The 16,188-nt window shown below is 69.6% G+C and carries 16 protein-coding genes; 15 read left to right on the forward strand and 1 reads right to left on the reverse strand.

Annotated features, from left to right (window positions below; all coding sequences use genetic code 11):
* Positions 1-4 precede the first annotated feature (4 nt).
* The 15 genes from ACIOHC_RS41305 (at position 5) to ACIOHC_RS41375 (ending at position 15,137) form a co-directional block, all read left to right on the forward strand.
* Positions 5-4,369 (forward strand): phage tail tape measure protein, encoded by a 4,365-nt coding sequence (locus tag ACIOHC_RS41305; RefSeq protein WP_365693623.1) that lies wholly within the window; start codon positions 5-7, stop codon positions 4,367-4,369.
* A 3-nt stretch (positions 4,370-4,372) separates the two neighbouring features.
* The gene (locus ACIOHC_RS41310) at positions 4,373-5,266 is read left to right on the forward strand and encodes a hypothetical protein (protein ID WP_365693621.1); all 894 of its coding nucleotides are present in this window, start codon (positions 4,373-4,375) and stop codon (positions 5,264-5,266) included.
* A complete protein-coding gene (locus ACIOHC_RS41315; RefSeq protein WP_365693619.1) occupies positions 5,267-6,418 on the forward strand; it encodes a phage tail protein in 1,152 nt (383 codons plus the stop codon).
* Positions 6,415-7,341: a hypothetical protein gene (locus ACIOHC_RS41320; protein ID WP_365693617.1), complete on the forward strand. Its 927-nt coding sequence runs from the start codon at positions 6,415-6,417 to the stop codon at positions 7,339-7,341. Before ACIOHC_RS41315 ends, ACIOHC_RS41320 begins: the two co-directional genes overlap by 4 nt.
* Positions 7,342-7,349: 8 nt before the next feature.
* Positions 7,350-7,961: a hypothetical protein gene (locus tag ACIOHC_RS41325; RefSeq protein WP_365693615.1), complete on the forward strand. Its 612-nt coding sequence runs from the start codon at positions 7,350-7,352 to the stop codon at positions 7,959-7,961.
* 13 nt (positions 7,962-7,974) lie between these two features.
* The gene (locus tag ACIOHC_RS41330; RefSeq protein WP_365693613.1) at positions 7,975-9,786 is read left to right on the forward strand and encodes a glycerophosphodiester phosphodiesterase family protein; all 1,812 of its coding nucleotides are present in this window, start codon (positions 7,975-7,977) and stop codon (positions 9,784-9,786) included.
* A gap of 63 nt (positions 9,787-9,849) precedes the next feature.
* A complete protein-coding gene (locus tag ACIOHC_RS41335) occupies positions 9,850-10,728 on the forward strand; it encodes an N-acetylmuramoyl-L-alanine amidase (RefSeq protein ID WP_365693611.1) in 879 nt (292 codons plus the stop codon).
* Positions 10,729-10,730: 2 nt separating this feature from the next.
* A complete protein-coding gene (locus tag ACIOHC_RS41340; protein WP_365693609.1) occupies positions 10,731-10,967 on the forward strand; it encodes a hypothetical protein in 237 nt (78 codons plus the stop codon).
* 160 nt (positions 10,968-11,127) lie between these two features.
* A complete protein-coding gene (locus tag ACIOHC_RS41345) occupies positions 11,128-11,391 on the forward strand; it encodes a hypothetical protein (protein ID WP_365693607.1) in 264 nt (87 codons plus the stop codon).
* Positions 11,392-11,418: 27 nt separating this feature from the next.
* Positions 11,419-11,685 (forward strand): hypothetical protein, encoded by a 267-nt coding sequence (locus ACIOHC_RS41350; protein WP_365693605.1) that lies wholly within the window; start codon positions 11,419-11,421, stop codon positions 11,683-11,685.
* Positions 11,686-12,492: 807 nt separating this feature from the next.
* Positions 12,493-13,743, forward strand: a complete 1,251-nt coding sequence (locus ACIOHC_RS41355) for a helix-turn-helix domain-containing protein (RefSeq protein ID WP_365693670.1) — start codon at positions 12,493-12,495, stop codon at positions 13,741-13,743.
* 296 nt (positions 13,744-14,039) lie between these two features.
* On the forward strand, positions 14,040-14,192 hold the full coding sequence (locus ACIOHC_RS41360) for a hypothetical protein (RefSeq protein WP_365693603.1): 153 nt from the start codon (positions 14,040-14,042) through the stop codon (positions 14,190-14,192).
* The gene (locus ACIOHC_RS41365; protein ID WP_351077127.1) at positions 14,189-14,368 is read left to right on the forward strand and encodes a hypothetical protein; all 180 of its coding nucleotides are present in this window, start codon (positions 14,189-14,191) and stop codon (positions 14,366-14,368) included. The genes ACIOHC_RS41360 and ACIOHC_RS41365 overlap by 4 nt, the downstream gene beginning before the upstream one ends.
* A gap of 123 nt (positions 14,369-14,491) precedes the next feature.
* Positions 14,492-14,899 carry a hypothetical protein gene (locus ACIOHC_RS41370; protein WP_365693601.1) on the forward strand — a complete coding sequence of 136 codons (408 nt, stop codon included), beginning with the start codon at positions 14,492-14,494 and terminating at the stop codon, positions 14,897-14,899.
* 73 nt (positions 14,900-14,972) lie between these two features.
* Positions 14,973-15,137, forward strand: coding sequence for a hypothetical protein (locus ACIOHC_RS41375; RefSeq protein ID WP_365693599.1), 165 nt, complete (start codon positions 14,973-14,975; stop codon positions 15,135-15,137).
* Positions 15,138-15,183: 46 nt separating this feature from the next.
* On the opposite strand, the gene ACIOHC_RS41380 is transcribed toward ACIOHC_RS41375, so the two are convergent.
* Positions 15,184-15,420 (reverse strand): helix-turn-helix transcriptional regulator, encoded by a 237-nt coding sequence (locus tag ACIOHC_RS41380; RefSeq protein WP_365693595.1) that lies wholly within the window; start codon positions 15,418-15,420, stop codon positions 15,184-15,186.
* Between the last annotated feature and the right edge of the window lie 768 nt (positions 15,421-16,188).

Raw genomic sequence — 16,188 nt, forward strand, 5'->3', positions numbered from 1 at the left:
GCCGATGCCCCGCGCTGGTGCTGTGTGGGTCGACGTCCTGCCGAACATGAGCGGCTTCGGGCGCCAGCTGGACCGTGAGATCGGGGAACCGGTCGCACGGGCCAGCAACCGCGCCGGGGCGCAGGGCGGCGAGAGCCTCATGTCCGGCATGAAGGCCAAGATGACGGCCGGCGCCCTGGCCGTCGGAGTTGGGGCCGGGGCGCTGGTCGTCAAGGGCCTTGAGCAGTCGATGGAGAAGCAGAAGGCCACCGGCAAGCTCAAGGCCCAGCTGGGCATGTCCGCGAAGGACGCGCAGAAGGCCGGCCAGGCCGCGGGCAAGCTGTACGCGGACGCGGTGACTGGGTCGGTGGAGGACGGGGCCGCAGCGGTGCGCGCGGTCATGTCCGCCGGGCTGGCGCCGGAGAAGGCCACCACGAAGCAGCTGGCAGCGATTGCCACCAAGGCGGAGGATCTCGCCTCGCTGTTCGAGGTCGACATGCCGCAGGCCGCCAACGCGGCCGGGCAGGCGGTGAAGACCGGACTGGCGAAGAACGCGGACGAGGCGTTCGACGTGTTCACCCGTGGCTTCCAGGTCATGGGTCCGCGCGCCGATGACCTGATGGACACGTTCAACGAGTACGGCACCATCTTTCGGTCGATGGGCCTGGATGCGAAGACTGCCACTGGGCTGATCTCTCAGGGCATGAAGGCCGGTGCCCGGGACACGGACGTCGTCGCGGACTCGGTCAAGGAGTTCACGATCGAGGCTGTCGCGGGGTCGGACAAGATCCGGGGCGGCTACAAGCTGGTCGGCCTGGACGCCGACAAGATGTTCAAAATGATCGGGAAGGGCGGCGATTCCGCCCGCACCGCCTTCACCATGACGCTGGACGCGTTGCGCAAGGTGAAGGACCCGATCGACCGCAACGCCGCCGCCGTCGAGTTGTTCGGCACCAAGGCCGAAGACATGGGGCAGGCACTGTTCGCCCTGGACCCGTCGAAGGCGGTCGCCGACCTCGGCAAGGTAGGGGGCGCGGCAAAGAAGGCCGGGGACGACCTGCGGAGCAACGCCGGGGTCAAGTTCGAGCAGTTCAAGCGCAAGGCGCTGATGGTGATCGGCGACACGACGGCCAAGTACGTCCTGCCGCGTCTGATGCAGTTCGGCAAGGTCCTGAACTCCGACGTGTTGCCCAAGGTCAAGTCGTTCGCCGGGTTCGTGGACACCCGCGTGGTGCCGGTCGTGCGGGCCCTCGGCGAGGCGTTCATGGCCGGTGCCCGGTGGGTCAAGGAGTACGGGCTGTGGTTCGCCCCGCTCGCCGTCGCCATTGGCGGTGTGACGCTGGCAATGTCCGCGAACGCGATTGCGACCGGCGTCAGCCTCGGTGTGCTGGGTGCCTACTCGATCGCCGTGCGCGGGATCACCGCTGTTACCCGGGCTTGGGCCGCCGCGCAGGCGATTTTCAACGGCGTCATGGCCCTCAACCCGATCACCTTGATCGTCATTGGTGTGGTGGCGCTCGGCGCCGCCTTGGTCGTCGCGTACAAGAAGAGCGAGACGTTCCGGAACATCGTCCAGGGGACGTGGCGGGCGATCCAGGCAGGGTGGCAGGCCCTGTGGTCGTTCCTGAAGCCGGGCGTGGACGCGTTCATGACCGGGCTCAAGGCCGTGGGTGCAGCGGCGTTGTGGCTCTGGTCGACCGTGCTGTCCCCGGTGTTCTCGGCGATCGGTATGGCTGCACGGATCCTCGTCACCGCCGTGGTCGTCGTCGCGCTCCTGCCGATCATCGCCACGTTCAAGCTGCTGGCCGCCACTGCCTCCTGGCTGTGGAATGTCGCGCTGAAGCCGGTGTTCTCGGCGATCGCCGCAGGCGCCATGTGGCTGTGGAACAACGGGATCAAGCCCGCGTTCAACAGCATCGTCGCTCAGGTGCGGGCCGTGGCAGCAGTCATGTCCTGGCTGTGGAAATCGGTGGTCTCCCCAGTGATGGGGTGGATCGGTGGCAAGGTCGCCTGGCTGTGGTCCGCGAAGGTCAAGCCAGCGTTCGACCTGATGAAGATCGGTATCGGTCTCGTGGGCGCCCAGATCAGGGCCCTGTGGTCCGCCTACGTTCAGCCAGCGTTCCAGGCCATCGGTGACAAAGCATCGTGGCTGTGGACCAAGGCGCTCAAGCCGGTGTTCGACAAGGGCAAGGCCGGAGCCGCTCTGTTCGGGAAGGCGTTCACCGCGGCGAAGGACGTGATCGGCGACCAGTTCAGCAAGATCGCCGATCTGGCGAAGAAACCGATCGCATTCGTCATCGACGTTGTCTACAACAAGGCTATTCGGGGCGTCTGGAACACCGTGGCCGGAGCTTTCGGTGCCCCGAAGCTGCCCGCGTTCAAGGGCTTCGCCCGCGGTGGTGTCCTGCCCGGCCAGTCGACCTACCGGCAGGGTGACGACCAGCTCGTCCCGATGCGCCGCGGTGAAGGCGTCTACGTCTCCGAGGCGATGCGCGACCCGTATGAGCGGGCCCGGCTGCACGCGGTCAACAAGGCCGCCATGCAAGGACGTTCCCTGTCGGCGTTCCGTGGCGAGGGGTTCGCAAAGGGCGGGATCTTCGGCTGGGTGAAGAACACCGCGTCCAAGGGGTTCGACCTCGCCAAATCCGGTGTGTCGTGGCTGAAGGACGGCGTCAAGGCGTCCGCCGAGGCCGGGCTGAACTCGGTCGTGAAGCCGTTGATCTCGAAGATCAGCGGCTCGGCGTCGCTGTACCGGGACATGATCACCGGCATCCCGAAACGGATGATCAAGGAGATCATCGGGTACTCCGGCAAGGCAGATTCGGAGCTGGAGAAGGCCGGAGTCGGCGGCAAGGGGTTCAAGGGGGCGCTGGCCTGGGCGCGCACGCAGGCGGGCAAGGCGTACCAGTGGGGCGGCAATGGGAACCCCAGCTGGGACTGCAGCGGGTTCGTATCCGCGATCGAGTCCGTCATCCGGGGCCAGAAGCCGCACCGCAGGTGGGCGACAGGGGCGTTCTCCGGTGCCACGGCCCCGCCCGGCTGGGTCCTCGGCGCCAAGAGCCCGTACATGATCGGCATCACCAACGCGGGTGTCGGTCACACGGCGGGCACCATCAACGGCGTCAACGTGGAATCGCGCGGCGGCGACGGTGTGATGGTCGGCTCGCGGGCCCGCAGCTACATGGACCCGCTGTTCACCCACCGGTACGGCCTGCGCGGGTTCGCCGACGGCGGGTCGCCCCGTCCGGGAGAGATCGCCTGGGTCGGGGAGAACGGCCCGGAGCTCATGGAGTTCCGGGGTGGGGAGGTGATCTACTCCAACGCCGAGTCCATGCGGATGGCGGCCGGCCTCGGCCCGGTGCGCGGGTTCGCGAAGGGCACAGCGAAGGCGAAGGCGAAGCCCAAGAGCAAGATCCCGGACGATCTCGACGCGTTCCGTAAGAGCCTGACCGGGACGGCCGCCGCCATCGGCAAGGCGGCCGAGAAGCTGACGAAGGACCTGAAGGCGGCGGGCGGGGCCGGGGCGAAGCTGGCCAAGTCGACTGAGAAGGCCGCGGCCAAGCTGCAGACGATGGCGAAGCAGCGCGACGCCATCACCGCGAAGATCACCGCCGCGAAGGAGTACGGCGCCGACAAGTCCAAGTCCATGGCGGACTTCCTCGGCGTCTCCAACTTCGCCGACGTTACGAGCGTCGGCGATCTGATTGCCGGGATGAAGGACCGGCAGGACATCGCGCGCGGGTTCCAGAACGCGCTGCTGACGGCCCAGAAGCGCGGCGCGTCCAAGGACTTGATCGCGCAGCTCGTCGAGATGGGACCGGACAGCCAGCTGGCCGGACTCGTGTCCCGGGCCACCGGCGCGGACATGAAGCAGCTCAACTCACTGGTTGCCAGCGGCTCGAAGCTGTCGACGTCCTACGGCCGGTCGATGGCGGATCTGATGTACGACGCGGGCAAGGACGCCAGCAAGGGGTTCCTTGCCGGGCTGCTCGGCCAGCAGAAGGACATCCAGAACGCGATGGCCAAGCTCGGCGCGAACGCGATCAAGGCCATTCGGTCGAAGAAGGGAATCGACGCCCACTCGCCGAGCAGGAAGGGCGCGCAGGCCGGTGCAGATGTCGGGGCCGGGGTCGTCGCCGGTATGGCGGCCATGGCGCCCGCGGTCGCCGCACAGGCCGAGCGCCTGGGCGAGGGCGCGGTGCCGGCCGCTCCGGTCGTCCCGGTGACGTCCCAGCGCACAGGTGACAACCCGCTCGCCGCACTGGACGGGCTCGGCGTCGCCCTGGTCCTGGAGGACGGGACGGCGCTCGCCGCCCATTTCGATACCCGCGTGGATGCGCGGCTGACCACAGTCCGCCGCAGCGCGCGGGCGGGCACGAAAGGGAGGTAGGGAATGCCGCTGATCGTAGATCCGTCCGCACCGCTGGTGGAGCCACCGGCCCGGGTGACCAGCCCGGACCGGTGGCTGGCCGCCGTGGTCCAGCCTGAGTGGGCAGGGGTGGTGCTTGCCCTCGACTATCGGGCGGGCACGCCCCTGCCGGCCGCGTCCCAGGTGCGCCGTGTGCGGATCACCCGCACCGATCCAGGGGCGGCCGGGCCGGTGCCTGTCCGGTCCGCTGACCCGGCGTGGGCGCTGGGCGGCGTCGGGACTGCGTACGACCACGAAGCCCCGCTCGGCGTGCCCGTGGTGTACACGGCCGTTCCGGTGTACGAGGACGGCACCACCGGGCCCTCCTCGTCGCTCGCGGTGACGGTACCCGCCCCGGTCCCGGGGCAGGTGCGGGACCTGTGGCTGAAGTCCGTCGACCAGCCGTCGCTGTCGCTACGGGCGATGATCGTGGGCCGTCCGGAGCCGACCAGCGCCGGGCGGCAGGACACCGCCGACATCCCCGGCAGTCCCTACCGCGTGGTCGCGTTCGACGAGCACGCCGCCGAGACGTACACGGTGACGGTCGACGTACCGCCCGAGCAGGTCGACCAGGTCCGCGCGCTCCTGCGGTCCGGGGTTCTCCTCGCGCAGACCCGGCCCGGCTACGTCGCGATGCCGGACGCCTACCACGTGCCCGCGGACATCACCGGCCCCACACCCACCGGCCGCCTCGGCGCCTCGGGCGGCTACCAGTTCACGTGGACCGTCGAGCCGGTGGACCGCCCGGCCACGGCCGACGCGCCGATGCGAATGCCCGGCTGGTCCTGGGACGAGGTCGCCCGCCGCTTCGCCACCTGGGACGCGGTCGCCGCGAGCTACAGCAGCTGGGCGTCGCTCTCGACGAACGGAGTCCTGTAGATGCTGCCGATCTCCGCGCGGGCGCTGGCCGCTCTCACCCAGGCCGCGCGCCGGCCGATCCGCGCGGACTGGTCCAACGACGGCGGCGCCACCTGGACCCCGGTGCCGAAGCTGGGCTCGGCCGAGGTGCGGCCGGACCGTACCGCGGAATGCCGGTACTCCGGCACCGCCGACCTCGTCGGCGTCCCCCTCGGAGTCTCCGGGATCAACACCGTCGTCACGCAAGTGCGGCTGTTCCAGGGGATCCAGGCACCGCGCATGGACGTGGAGTGGATCCCCGCCGGGGTGTACGTCATCGACCGGCTCACCCGCACCCGGCACGGCGCCTCGGTGGAGCTCCTCGGCCGGGAGCAGATGATCCGAGAGGCCCACCTGCCCACCCCGCGCACGGTCGGCCCGGACTCCGCCCGCGCCCTGGCCCAGACCCTGATCGGGGAGGCCCTGCCCGGGATACCGGTCGCATGGCTGGACGGAGTCGTCGCGGACACACCGATGCCGGCCTGGGTGGTCGACGAGGACCGGTGGGCCGCCCTGTCCGGCGGCACGGACACCAGCGGTACGGACACGGGGATCGCAGCCGCCCTCGCCGCCGAGCTGTACGCCGACGCCGCCGGGATCATGACGTTCGCCCCGGTCCCGACCCTGGACGACCCGGTGGTCTGGCGGATCCCCTACGGCCAGGCCCTGGTGCAGCCCGCCGAGCAGGAATCAGCCGAGGGCCTGGTGAACCTGTGGTCGGTGTCCGGGGACGGCGGGGACGGTTCACCGGCGATCGGCCCGGTGTACGTGTGGGACGACGACCCCGGGTCGCTCACCTACGCGGGCCCGGATCCCGTCGGCGATCCCCTCGCTCCGCAGCGCCTGGGCCTGACCGGGGTCCGGATCCGGTCCGCCCGCTACGCCTCCCCGCTGATCACCACGATCGGCCAGGGCTACGACGTCGGCCGCGCCCGCCTCGCCGATTCCCTCGGCATCCAGGCATCGCTGTCCTTCACCGCCGCCTGCAATCCGGGGTTGGAGCCCGGGGACGTCGTCGAGGTCGAGGTACGCCCGGGTGAGTGGCAGGCCCACATCGTCGACTCCTGCCCTTACACCCTCGGCTCCGCCTCCCAGTCCTGCACCACCCGCACCACCACGAGGAGGCTGACATGAGCGACCCCGCCGCCGAACTCGGCGAGCTCCTCGCACCACGTGCGCCGGCCGGACTCCAGACCCGCTCGGCACAGGTCGACGGCGTCACCGACCGCGGCGTCAACCTGCGCATCGGCGACGAGCTGCTGCTCGACATCCCGTGCTCCGAGGGCTACCGCAACCGCCAGGCCGGGGACTGGGTGGCCGTCACCAAGGGCGCCCGCCCCGTCGTCGTGTGGCGGCTCGGCGACGACCCCGGGGAAGCCACCGAGGACGAGATCCGGGAGATCGCCGCCGACACCGCCGCCGACATGCAGGTCGTGCGCGCGGTCACCTGGGGCACCGCCGCCCCCACGGGCACCGGCTGGCAGGCAGGCACCACCGTCTACGCCCGGAAGAACGCGGCCGGGAAGGTGGAGTTGTACGTACAGCTCACTACGGTCACCGACCCGTCCCCGCCAGTACCACCCGGACGCGCGCCGAGCCCCGTCACCGTCACCCCGAACAGTTCCGGGTCCTGGCGCAACGGCCGCCCCGACGACTACGCATCCGGGCCCATGCAAGGCGACTGGACCGGCGGCGGCGACCGCCGCGGCGCCTGGTTCTACGGCGCGAAGATCGCCAACGCCTGCGCGGGCAAGACCGTCTCCTCGATGTCCGTCTCATTCACCCGGGCACGCGGCTCCGGCACCAACGCCAAGCGCCCCATGCATCTCTACCTGCACAGCTACCAGAACGAACCCTCCGGACAGCTCAACCTCGGCACCGGCCCGGAAGAGCTGCTGCGCCTGTCCGTCGGCGCCCGCGGAACGGCCACGCTGCCCGCTTCCTGGTGTACCGCCCTGGCCACCGGCACAGCCCGGGGCCTGGCCATCTACGCCCGCGGCAGCACCGACTACATGGCCGTCAGCGGCGGCCAGCTCACCATCAAGTTCTCTGCGTAAGGAGCCACATGGCGACCATCGGATACGCCCAACTCCCCGTGCCCGACGGCGGCGACGCCCCTCTCGGCCCGGCCGCGCTCGCCACGCTCGCCGGAGCCGTGGACCCACACCTGGTCCAGCACGTCACCAACAAAGCCCAGCGCGACAGCCTGTACTCCGGCGCCCCGCTGCACACGCTCGTGTCGGCGGCCGACGGATCGGTGTGGCTGAAGACATCAGCCACCGCCAACACCTGGGCAACGATCGCCGAGCCGCTGCCGGCATGGCGCGCAGTCACCCCCGCATCGGGTTACCAGTCCGGTGAGTTCGCGCCCGAGTGCCGCATCATCGGCAAGCAAGTCCACCTCCGCGGGCGCCTGGTCCGCGTCGACGGCGGCGTCTTCCCCATCTCCGGCATCAAGATCGCGTCCGTCCCCGCCGACTGCCGCCCCGCCAAGTACGGCTCCTGGGCGGGCGGGTCCAGCCTCTCCGGCGATCCTGTCGTCGGCCTGGGCCGCCTCGAATGCCTCGGCAACGCATCGTCCACCAGCTCCGGCACGGTCGGCGACATCATCTGGTACTCCCAGGACGGCACCGGCGTGCCGTGGGTGGACCTGTCCGGCTACTACTGGCTCGACTAGGAAGGCACACCTCATGCCCCTGTACACCTACGGCGGTACCCCCGCTGAAGTCCTCACCGACCCGCACGGCGACGTCGTCCCCGACTACCCGCTCAACGTCCGCATTGCCGGGTCCGGTGAGCTGATCACCGCCCTGTACGAGGCGGACGGCACCACCCCGATCGGGCAGCTCCGCTCCAACCCCGCCAACTCCACCGCGCCGGGCGCGATCCGGCAGTGGATGTGCGAATGGCCGCAGATCGAATACGAGTACAACGCGTCCGGCGGCCGAACTGTCCGCTGGTACGTCTCCGGTCGCGAGGTAGCCACCGAAGCGCTCCAGGCCGCGACCGGCGCCGCCGCCCAGGCCGCGACCGCCGCCGATCAGGCCGCCACCGCACTCACCGCATCCGCCAACGCTGCGTCCCTTGCCACCACCGCGTCCACGAAAGCCGATGCCGCCTCCGCCGATGCCTCCGCGGCAATCACCGCCGTTCAGTCCCGACTCGGCGAGGCCGCCACCGTCGACACCCTGCCCGCGATCGTCTACGACGCCCACCGAGGCGGCGCAGGCGAAAGCCCCGAGAACTCCATCGACGCGCTCAGGACGGCACGGGCGTACTCCCAGGTCCTCGACATCGACGCCCGCCTCCTGGCCGACGGCACCCTGGTCTCAATGCACGACGCAACGATCGACCGCGTCACCAACAAGTCCGGCACCGCCGCACAAATCACGGCCGCGCAACTGGCCTCCGCCCGCCTGGACCCGTCGACCTGGTTCGCGGCCGGATACCCCGACCTGGTCGTGCCGACCGTCGAGGACCTGCTGAACGAGTTCGGCGGCCGGTACGTCCTCACGGTGGAAGCCAAGGACGCAGCATCGGTCCCGGTGCTGGCCGCCATGATCAAGGCCCGGCGCCTGGAACGCAGCGTACTGATCAACAGCAACACGCCGAGCGTCATGACCACGATCAAGAACAACGGATGCCTCGCCCATCTGTGGCGGTCCGCCGCACAGATGGCCACCGACAACCCGGCCACGATCAAGAACAGTGGCGCGGACCTCCTGGACCTCGACATCGCAGGCACGGACGCCCAGATCACCGCGGCGATCGCACAGAACTACCCGCTCGGCGTCTGGGCGCACACCCTGGCCCGACGGGTCCAGCGCGACCGCGCTCTCGCACTGGGGATGCGCGGCATCATCGCCGACTACCCGGCCTACGTCTCCGGAGCCGTCCCGAGGCGCACCGCCTCGACGTTTGGGGTGGGGACGTGGGGGCCCGGCTACGTGCCGTCCGGCGCGGCCCGACCGGTCCTGGACGCGTCCGGCCGGATACCGCTTCCGCCGCCGGCCAGCTCGGCCGCGTCGGACGCGCAAGTCATCCTGGCCGGGGAAGTCTCACCCGCGCCCGCGACCGGCACGTTCGACGTGAAGTTCAGCGTGCCGACAGCCGGTTCGGCTGGCTGGTCGCTGCTGTCGCTCCACCTCGGTGCCGACGACGACGCCACCGTGCTGTCCGGCTCGGACATCCGCCACAACGGCTACACGGTCCAGGTCAGCAACAACCGCAGCTTGCGCATCTACCGGGACGACAAGGCGGCCGGAACGTCCACTCAGCTGGCGAACACCACGGCAGGCGCGGACTTGGCGGCGAACACCGTCTACACCCTGCGGTGCGTCATCACAGCGACGCAGATCACCGTGTCGATACCCGAAGTGTCCGGGCTGACCACCACGGTCACAGACAGCACGTACCGGGTGCCCTGGTCGGTGTTCGTCGGCCGCAACTACAACGCCAGCGCCACCGGCCTGATCAACATCGTCAGCATCAGTACCCCCTGACCCCGTCCCACTCCGAGCCCCGCGCCACCACGGCCGGGGCTCCTCGCATGTCTGGAGGCCTGAATGGCCGCTCCTCTGTCCGCTACTGCTGTACTAGCGGCTCTGCGCGCCGAGGGCGTGCGCGTCGTCGAAGTCGGCAACTGGCGCACCCACAACCGCAATCAGAAAGGCCCGTGGGGCCCGCTCAACGGGTCGATCGTCCACCACACAGTCACGAAGGGCACCTCGTCCACTGTCGCCATGGTCCGCGACGGCTACGCGTCCCTGCCGGGCCCGCTGTGCCACGGGATGATCGCGAAGGACGGCCAGGTGCACCTGGTCGGATGGGGTCGCACGAACCACGCTGGAGGCGGTGACCCGGCCGTCCTCGCGCAGGTCATCGCTGAGTCCTACGGCACCCGTCCCACCCCGCCGACCAAGGGCAACGCGAACGGGACTGACGGGAACCGGCACTTCTACGGCTGGGAGTGCGAGAACCTCGGCGACGGCAAGGACCCGTGGCCGGCCGCTCAGTACGACGCGATCGTCCGCGTCCAGGCCGCCCTGTGCCGGGCGCACGGCTGGACGGCGAAGTCTGTGATCGGCCACCTGGAGTGGTCGAGCGACAAGGTCGACCCCCGAGGGATTTCGATGGCCACCCTGCGCGCCGACGTGGCCGAGCGCCTCACCCACCCCGCCAGTTGGTCACCCGGCGGCTCCACCACCCCGAGCAAGGAGGACCCCATGGCCCTGACCGATGCCGACGTGAAGAAGGTCGCGGACGCGGTCGTCGAACGGCTGCTGTCCGCGGACCGCTTCGACGCACCGAAGGACGCCGCGGACTACAGCGACGACCCGAAGAGCCCCCGCCACTACTGGACCGGGCGGTCGGTGTTCGCCGACCTGGTGACCCGGGTCCGCCGCATCGACAAGACCCTGACCGCCCTGACCAAGGGGAAGTGACCATGGCCGAGCCCCGCCTTTTCCACCTCCAGCGTGACCACGACGTCACTGGCGCTTCCGGCACCGGCCGGGTCGCCGACGGCGTTCTCTGGCCCGACGGAACCGCAACACTGCGCTGGCGGGGTGAGCGGGCGTCCACGGTCAACTGGGACCGCATCGAGGATGCCGAAGCAATCCACGGGCACGGCGGCTACACCCGCATCGTCTGGCACGACACCGATTCCCCCAAGGAGGACTGATCCATGTCGGTCGACGCTGGCGTTCACCCGAGCCTCAATCATCGACTTCTTGACCCAAGAGCGCAGAAGACGATCAGGCGGTACCTTGCCGCGCTCGCTCACAAAACCCCCGACCTCCCGGCGGCATTCCGGGGCCCGAACTGGAAGAAGAAGGCCTGACATGGGCGAGACTCCGTTCCCCCTGCCCGCGACGCAGACCGTCATCAAGGGCGCCAAGACTTACGCCCGCGACTTGGCCGAGCGGGTCCTGTCTACGGGCCTCCAGGCCTTCGTTGGCGGCCTCGTCCTCACCCAGCCGTTCGACCTGTCCATGTGGCACAACGCCGGGATCGCCGGTATCGCCGCCGGCGGGTCGCTGCTGAAGGGGCTGCTCGCTCGGTGGCGGGACGTCACGAACTCGGCTTCGCTCGCCAAGGGCGTCTGAGCTGCCACGAGCGCACTGGAGGACCGTGTGGACGCTGCCATGCTGACCGCGCTGGGTGCACTGCTGGCCTCGCCGGTAGCAGCGGCAGCGGCCATGTACGGATCCCGGGGCGCATCGAGGGCGACCCGGGAGGGCGGAGCATTGACAGGCTTCAACAGCTTGACCGACCAGCTACAGGAGGAACGGAAAGAACTGCGCTCCGAGCTGGCCACGCTGCGCAGTGACTTGGCGGCGGAGCGGGCGGAGAGCGCGCGGCTTCGGCTGCTCGTCACCCAGTTGGGAGGGACGCCGTGACACGGGCAGAGCGTCTCTTCTACAGGCGCCGCTACTTGCTGTGGATCGCTGCCGCGCTCCTCTTCCTCGGCGGCGGCCTGGCGCTGGCCTTCCTCCAGATCAACCAAGCTGAGGCACGCGCAACCGATCTTGCCGCGGAGGCGGACCGCCGCGGCGACGCCGTGACAACGCTCGCGACCGATGTACGGACGCTGCGAGCCCAGATCAGGGCCAAGGGAGAAACGCCGGCCGCACCTGACCCGTCTCAGGCAATCGACGACCTCCCGGCCCGTGCTGAGGTCCCGGTACCAATTCCTGGCCCGCCGGGACCGCAGGGCGTGAAGGGCGACCGCGGCCCGGCCGGGCCGACCGGCCCGGCGGCAACGCCGTCTCCTGGCCCGTCGGGTGCTGCCGGCCGTGACGGCACTGACTCCACCGTGCCCGGCCCGGCCGGACCGAAGGGCGACGCGGGACCTGCCGGCCCGCCCGGCGCCGCAGGCAAGGATGGCCGTGACGGGAAGGACGGCGCGGCTGGTCGCGACGGTCAGACATGCCCGGCCGGGTACAGCCTCCAGCCCCCACCAGGCGACCCGGATGCACTGGTCTGCCGCCGCACCGCACCATCCAGCCCAGACCCTGCTCCGCCGCCGAGCCCTACCATGGCTGGCCTCCCACCAGACCGCCGCCGCTCATGAACCACGCCCCCTGTTCCGGCTACGGTCGGTGCAGGGGGCGGCATCGTGCGTCCGGAATCAAGTGACGCACCCCACGAAAAAGGGCCTTGCCCATACTCTGGCAGTGACGAGCTGTTCAGAGAGGGGCAAGGCCATGCCTGTTGATGCTACCCCGGACCCGTACGCCGACCCGCTGGGATTCGGGCAACGCATGCAGATCCTCCGCACGAAGCGCGGCATGTCCCGCCCGATCATGGCTGGGCTGCTGGGTATGTCCCCCTCGTGGGTGAAGCAGGTGGAGCGAGGAGAGATCGGCATGCCGAAGCTCCCGGTGGTCCTGCGGATCGCCGAGTTGCTGCGGGTCCGGGACCTCTCCGACCTGACCGGCGACCAGAGCGCGCCCGTTGACCTGTTCATCGGTCCGGGGCATTCCCGACTGCCGGCTGTTCGGGACGCGGTCAACGCCCTGACCCTGAGCGGCGACCGCGAGGCGCCGTCGGCGGAGCACCTGGCGGCCCGGCTCGCGAAGGCTTGGGACGCCCGGCACCAGGCACCGAACCACCGCGAGGTCATCGGCGAGCTGCTGCCCGGCCTGATCCGCGATGGCCAACTGGCTGTACGGCAGTCCGATTCAGCGGCGGACCGGCGTGCGGCTCAGGCCGTACTCTCCGAGGTGTACAGCCTCAGCCAGTTCTTCGTGGCTTACCAGCCCGACAGTGCCCTGCTCTGGCGAGTGGCCGAGCGCGGCTTGGTCGCCGCGCAGGAGTCCGAGGACCCGCACGCGATCGGGGTAGCCGCGTGGCTGGCCGCGCAGGCGCACCGCGACACCGGCCCGAGCCACTTCGACGCTGCGGACGCCATGACTCTGGAGGCGCTCGGCTACCTGGAGAGGTTCCTGCCCGGCGCCGACGACCGAACGATGGCAATCGCTGGAGCCCTTCAGTTCGAAGCCGGATACACGGCCGCGCGCCGCGGCGCGACCGGGGACGCCCTGGGATGGTGGGACAAGGCCAAGGCCACATCCAAGAAGCTCACCCCCGGCTACTACCACCCGGTGACGTCGTTCTCGCAGGCCATCATGGGCGCGCATGCCGTCACCATTGCTGTTGAGCTCCGTGCCGGCGGGGAGTCAGTGCGCCAGGTCATTGCGGCGGATGCGCTCGCGATTCCGTCCCGGCCTCGGCTGGCTCGGCACCGGATCGAGGAGGCGCGCGCGTACCAGCTCGACGGCCAGGCGGAAACCGCACTCGCCACGCTGGAGAAGGCGCACGAAGCCGCCCCTGAAACGATCAAGTACAACGGCTACGCACGCCGGATCGTGCTGGAGGAGACCGAGGCCCGGAGCCCAGCGCGGCGGCAGCGAGCCGCGGCACTGGCTGACCAACTGGGTCTGCTGGCCGCTTAGTCCGAACCCTTGAGCGAGGGGCAGGATTCCTGCCCCTCGTTTGCATTTCCCGCTCGTACGGTGTGGTCACCAGCCACCGACATGGAGCCGACCATGCCCCCATCTGCTGCTGCGTTACCTCTGCCTGACCCGGTGACACTGTCCGACGCGCAGCAGCGCGGCGCGAACTGCGTCTGGTGCGCCGCTCCTCTGGCCATCGGCGCGGCTCATGACCTCGGGTCGCGTCCGGTCGACGCCCACGGCTGCTCGGCGCGCTGGTTCCCCCGCTGCTGCCGCTCCTGCTGGAAGGACCGCACATGACCGCCCAGACGAAGCGACCGCCCTCGCCGGACGCCGCGTACCGCACTTGGATCGACCACACCACGGCGTGCGCCACCTGTCGCGCCGGGGCCCTGTGCCTCACGGCTGTCCGGCTCGGCCGGGTCTGGCGGAAGACCCGCCGCCGATGAAGACCGAATCGACCAACCTCATCCCCTGCTACTGCTGGGACATGGACCCCAAGACCAACGCGCGCTGCACCCTAGAGCCCGGCCACACGGGCGACCACTACGACCGTTTCACCCGCCCGTCATGGGACCGCCCCTGCGTCTCGTGGCCCGCCGAGGCCGCACCGCACCAGTCATGACTCCCGCTCGCGGCTGCTGATCGCGCCGACCAGCCGCGGGCGGGCCCGCTCCGTTGGTGCGCCGGAATCGCGGGCCGCGCCCCGCCTAGACTGGCTCGGCCGCCATGGAAGGAATGATCACAAATGCGACCTGCGCGATTTCAGGATTACGTGCTCGACCTGGTCAAGAACACCCCCGGCACCACCCGCGTCCAGACTCTGACCGAGGCCGGTGACAACACGCACCCTTACGGACTTGCCATCGTCACCAGCTCCGGCGAGGCCCGCTGGCAGATCATCGGCCAACTCGCGGAGGGCGAGAAGCACGACCAGGCCGACGTCGGCGTGAAGGACACCCCGCCGCCCACCGGTGAGGCCCCGAAACCCGGAGATCACCCCGAAGCGTGGTTGGCCGCCGTCATCGCGCACGCCGAATGCCCTGAGATCGCGAGCATCACCCGCTGGTCGACCCGCGAAGGCGAAGACGGCAATTACGGCCTCACTGTGATCTTCCACAACACAGCCAAGGCGTTCGTCCGGAAGATCTCCTAGACCTCCGCCCGGCCCGTCGGCCGGGGCGGAGTGCACCACCTATCAGCACCACCCCCATCAAGGAGGAACTGATATGTGCGACACGACCAACCACCGCTTCGACCCCGGCCAGTGTGCGGGCGCCTGTCCCGTCTGCGGCGCCGGTGTCGGCTCCGAGCCGGGACAGCCGACCACCATGCACCAGGTCAACGGCACCGGCACGGAGACCTGCCCCGGCAGCGGACAGCCCGCGCTGTAGTCCCCGAAACCGCCCCGGTCGACCGCCCCCGTCGGCCGGCCGGGGCTTAGTCCTGTACGAGGTCGGCGAGCGGAACCTGCACAGCGGCAGCGACCATGATCAACAGGCCGAGCCCCGGATCGCTGGTTCCGTGCTCGATCCGGTGGATGGTTCGGTGTTCCACTCCGACGTGCTCAGCCAGTCTCATTTGCGTGAGATTGGCGTTCACACGCGCGTGCCGGATGCGCTCGCCGACCGCCTGGCGCCGGGCGATCACCCAGTCTGGTTGGGGCTTGATCGGCATTACGCCAAGGAATCCCGATCGTCACCCATTGTCATTGCCTGGCCAGGCAAAAATATGGATCTTGCGCCTTCGCATGAAGGTTCGATAATGAGGTTCGGTCACATGGCCGAATCTCGACCGAAAGAGCCAGCTGTGAACGACCGGCCCGACTGGATCGGGCGAGCGTCCCGCGATGGGGCAACCGACCCGTCGCGGCCTCCGTGGCTACCTGAGACGCCACACTCCCGCCGAGCGGCAAACGACCTCACCGAGGAAGAGCCGGCAGAGCTGTCGCCCGTCACCATCCTCGCAGCGTACGTCTGGCGTCCAGGCCGCTGTTTTCGGTGTCATGACGACCAGCGGTTCGTCACTAGGATCGCCATCCTCCCGGACCGTGATGGGTCGTCCGTCGAACTCCTGATGTGCGGCAGCTGCGTACTGCGCGAGGAGGAGCAGCGGATGCTCCGAGCCGCTGATGCGGCGGGGCCGTATGTGCCAGGACGGATTGGCAGGGCGCCTCAGTGAGAGGGGAATCTGGGAGAAATCTGGGAGATGATCAAGCTCGCGACCCCGTCCCAGCCCATCGAATACCAACGCAAACCAAGGCGCCGCCTGCACTGAACCAGTGCGGGCGGCGCCTTGCTGTGACTTCGCATGGATGCACAGCTTTGGCATCAGTGCAGGTCAGAGGTGTGACTCTTAGCGCTCGACGTCGCCCCTGATGAACTTCTCGACGTTCTCGCGGGCCTCGTCGTCGAAGTACTGGACCGGCGGGGACTTCATGAAGTA

This window comes from Streptomyces sp. NPDC088252 (assembly GCF_044740965.1).
In the GTDB taxonomy this organism is placed as follows: domain Bacteria; phylum Actinomycetota; class Actinomycetes; order Streptomycetales; family Streptomycetaceae; genus Streptomyces.

Bases quoted from the DNA above. Each gene is read 5' to 3' on its own strand.
- ACIOHC_RS41365 (WP_351077127.1), top strand. From the start codon at position 14,189: ATGAAGACCGAATCGACCAACCTCATCCCCTGCTACTGCTGGGACATG.
- ACIOHC_RS41360 (WP_365693603.1), top strand. From the start codon at position 14,040: ATGACCGCCCAGACGAAGCGACCGCCCTCGCCGGACGCCGCGTACCGC.
- ACIOHC_RS41370 (WP_365693601.1), top strand. From the start codon at position 14,492: ATGCGACCTGCGCGATTTCAGGATTACGTGCTCGACCTGGTCAAGAAC.
- ACIOHC_RS41380 (WP_365693595.1), bottom strand. From the start codon at position 15,420: ATGCCGATCAAGCCCCAACCAGACTGGGTGATCGCCCGGCGCCAGGCG.
- ACIOHC_RS41330 (WP_365693613.1), top strand. From the start codon at position 7,975: ATGCCCCTGTACACCTACGGCGGTACCCCCGCTGAAGTCCTCACCGAC.
- ACIOHC_RS41325 (WP_365693615.1), top strand. From the start codon at position 7,350: ATGGCGACCATCGGATACGCCCAACTCCCCGTGCCCGACGGCGGCGAC.
- ACIOHC_RS41375 (WP_365693599.1), top strand. From the start codon at position 14,973: ATGTGCGACACGACCAACCACCGCTTCGACCCCGGCCAGTGTGCGGGC.
- ACIOHC_RS41355 (WP_365693670.1), top strand. From the start codon at position 12,493: ATGCCTGTTGATGCTACCCCGGACCCGTACGCCGACCCGCTGGGATTC.
- ACIOHC_RS41335 (WP_365693611.1), top strand. From the start codon at position 9,850: ATGGCCGCTCCTCTGTCCGCTACTGCTGTACTAGCGGCTCTGCGCGCC.
- ACIOHC_RS41315 (WP_365693619.1), top strand. From the start codon at position 5,267: ATGCTGCCGATCTCCGCGCGGGCGCTGGCCGCTCTCACCCAGGCCGCG.
- ACIOHC_RS41310 (WP_365693621.1), top strand. From the start codon at position 4,373: ATGCCGCTGATCGTAGATCCGTCCGCACCGCTGGTGGAGCCACCGGCC.
- ACIOHC_RS41345 (WP_365693607.1), top strand. From the start codon at position 11,128: ATGGGCGAGACTCCGTTCCCCCTGCCCGCGACGCAGACCGTCATCAAG.
- ACIOHC_RS41305 (WP_365693623.1), top strand. From the start codon at position 5: ATGCCCCGCGCTGGTGCTGTGTGGGTCGACGTCCTGCCGAACATGAGC.
- ACIOHC_RS41340 (WP_365693609.1), top strand. From the start codon at position 10,731: ATGGCCGAGCCCCGCCTTTTCCACCTCCAGCGTGACCACGACGTCACT.
- ACIOHC_RS41320 (WP_365693617.1), top strand. From the start codon at position 6,415: ATGAGCGACCCCGCCGCCGAACTCGGCGAGCTCCTCGCACCACGTGCG.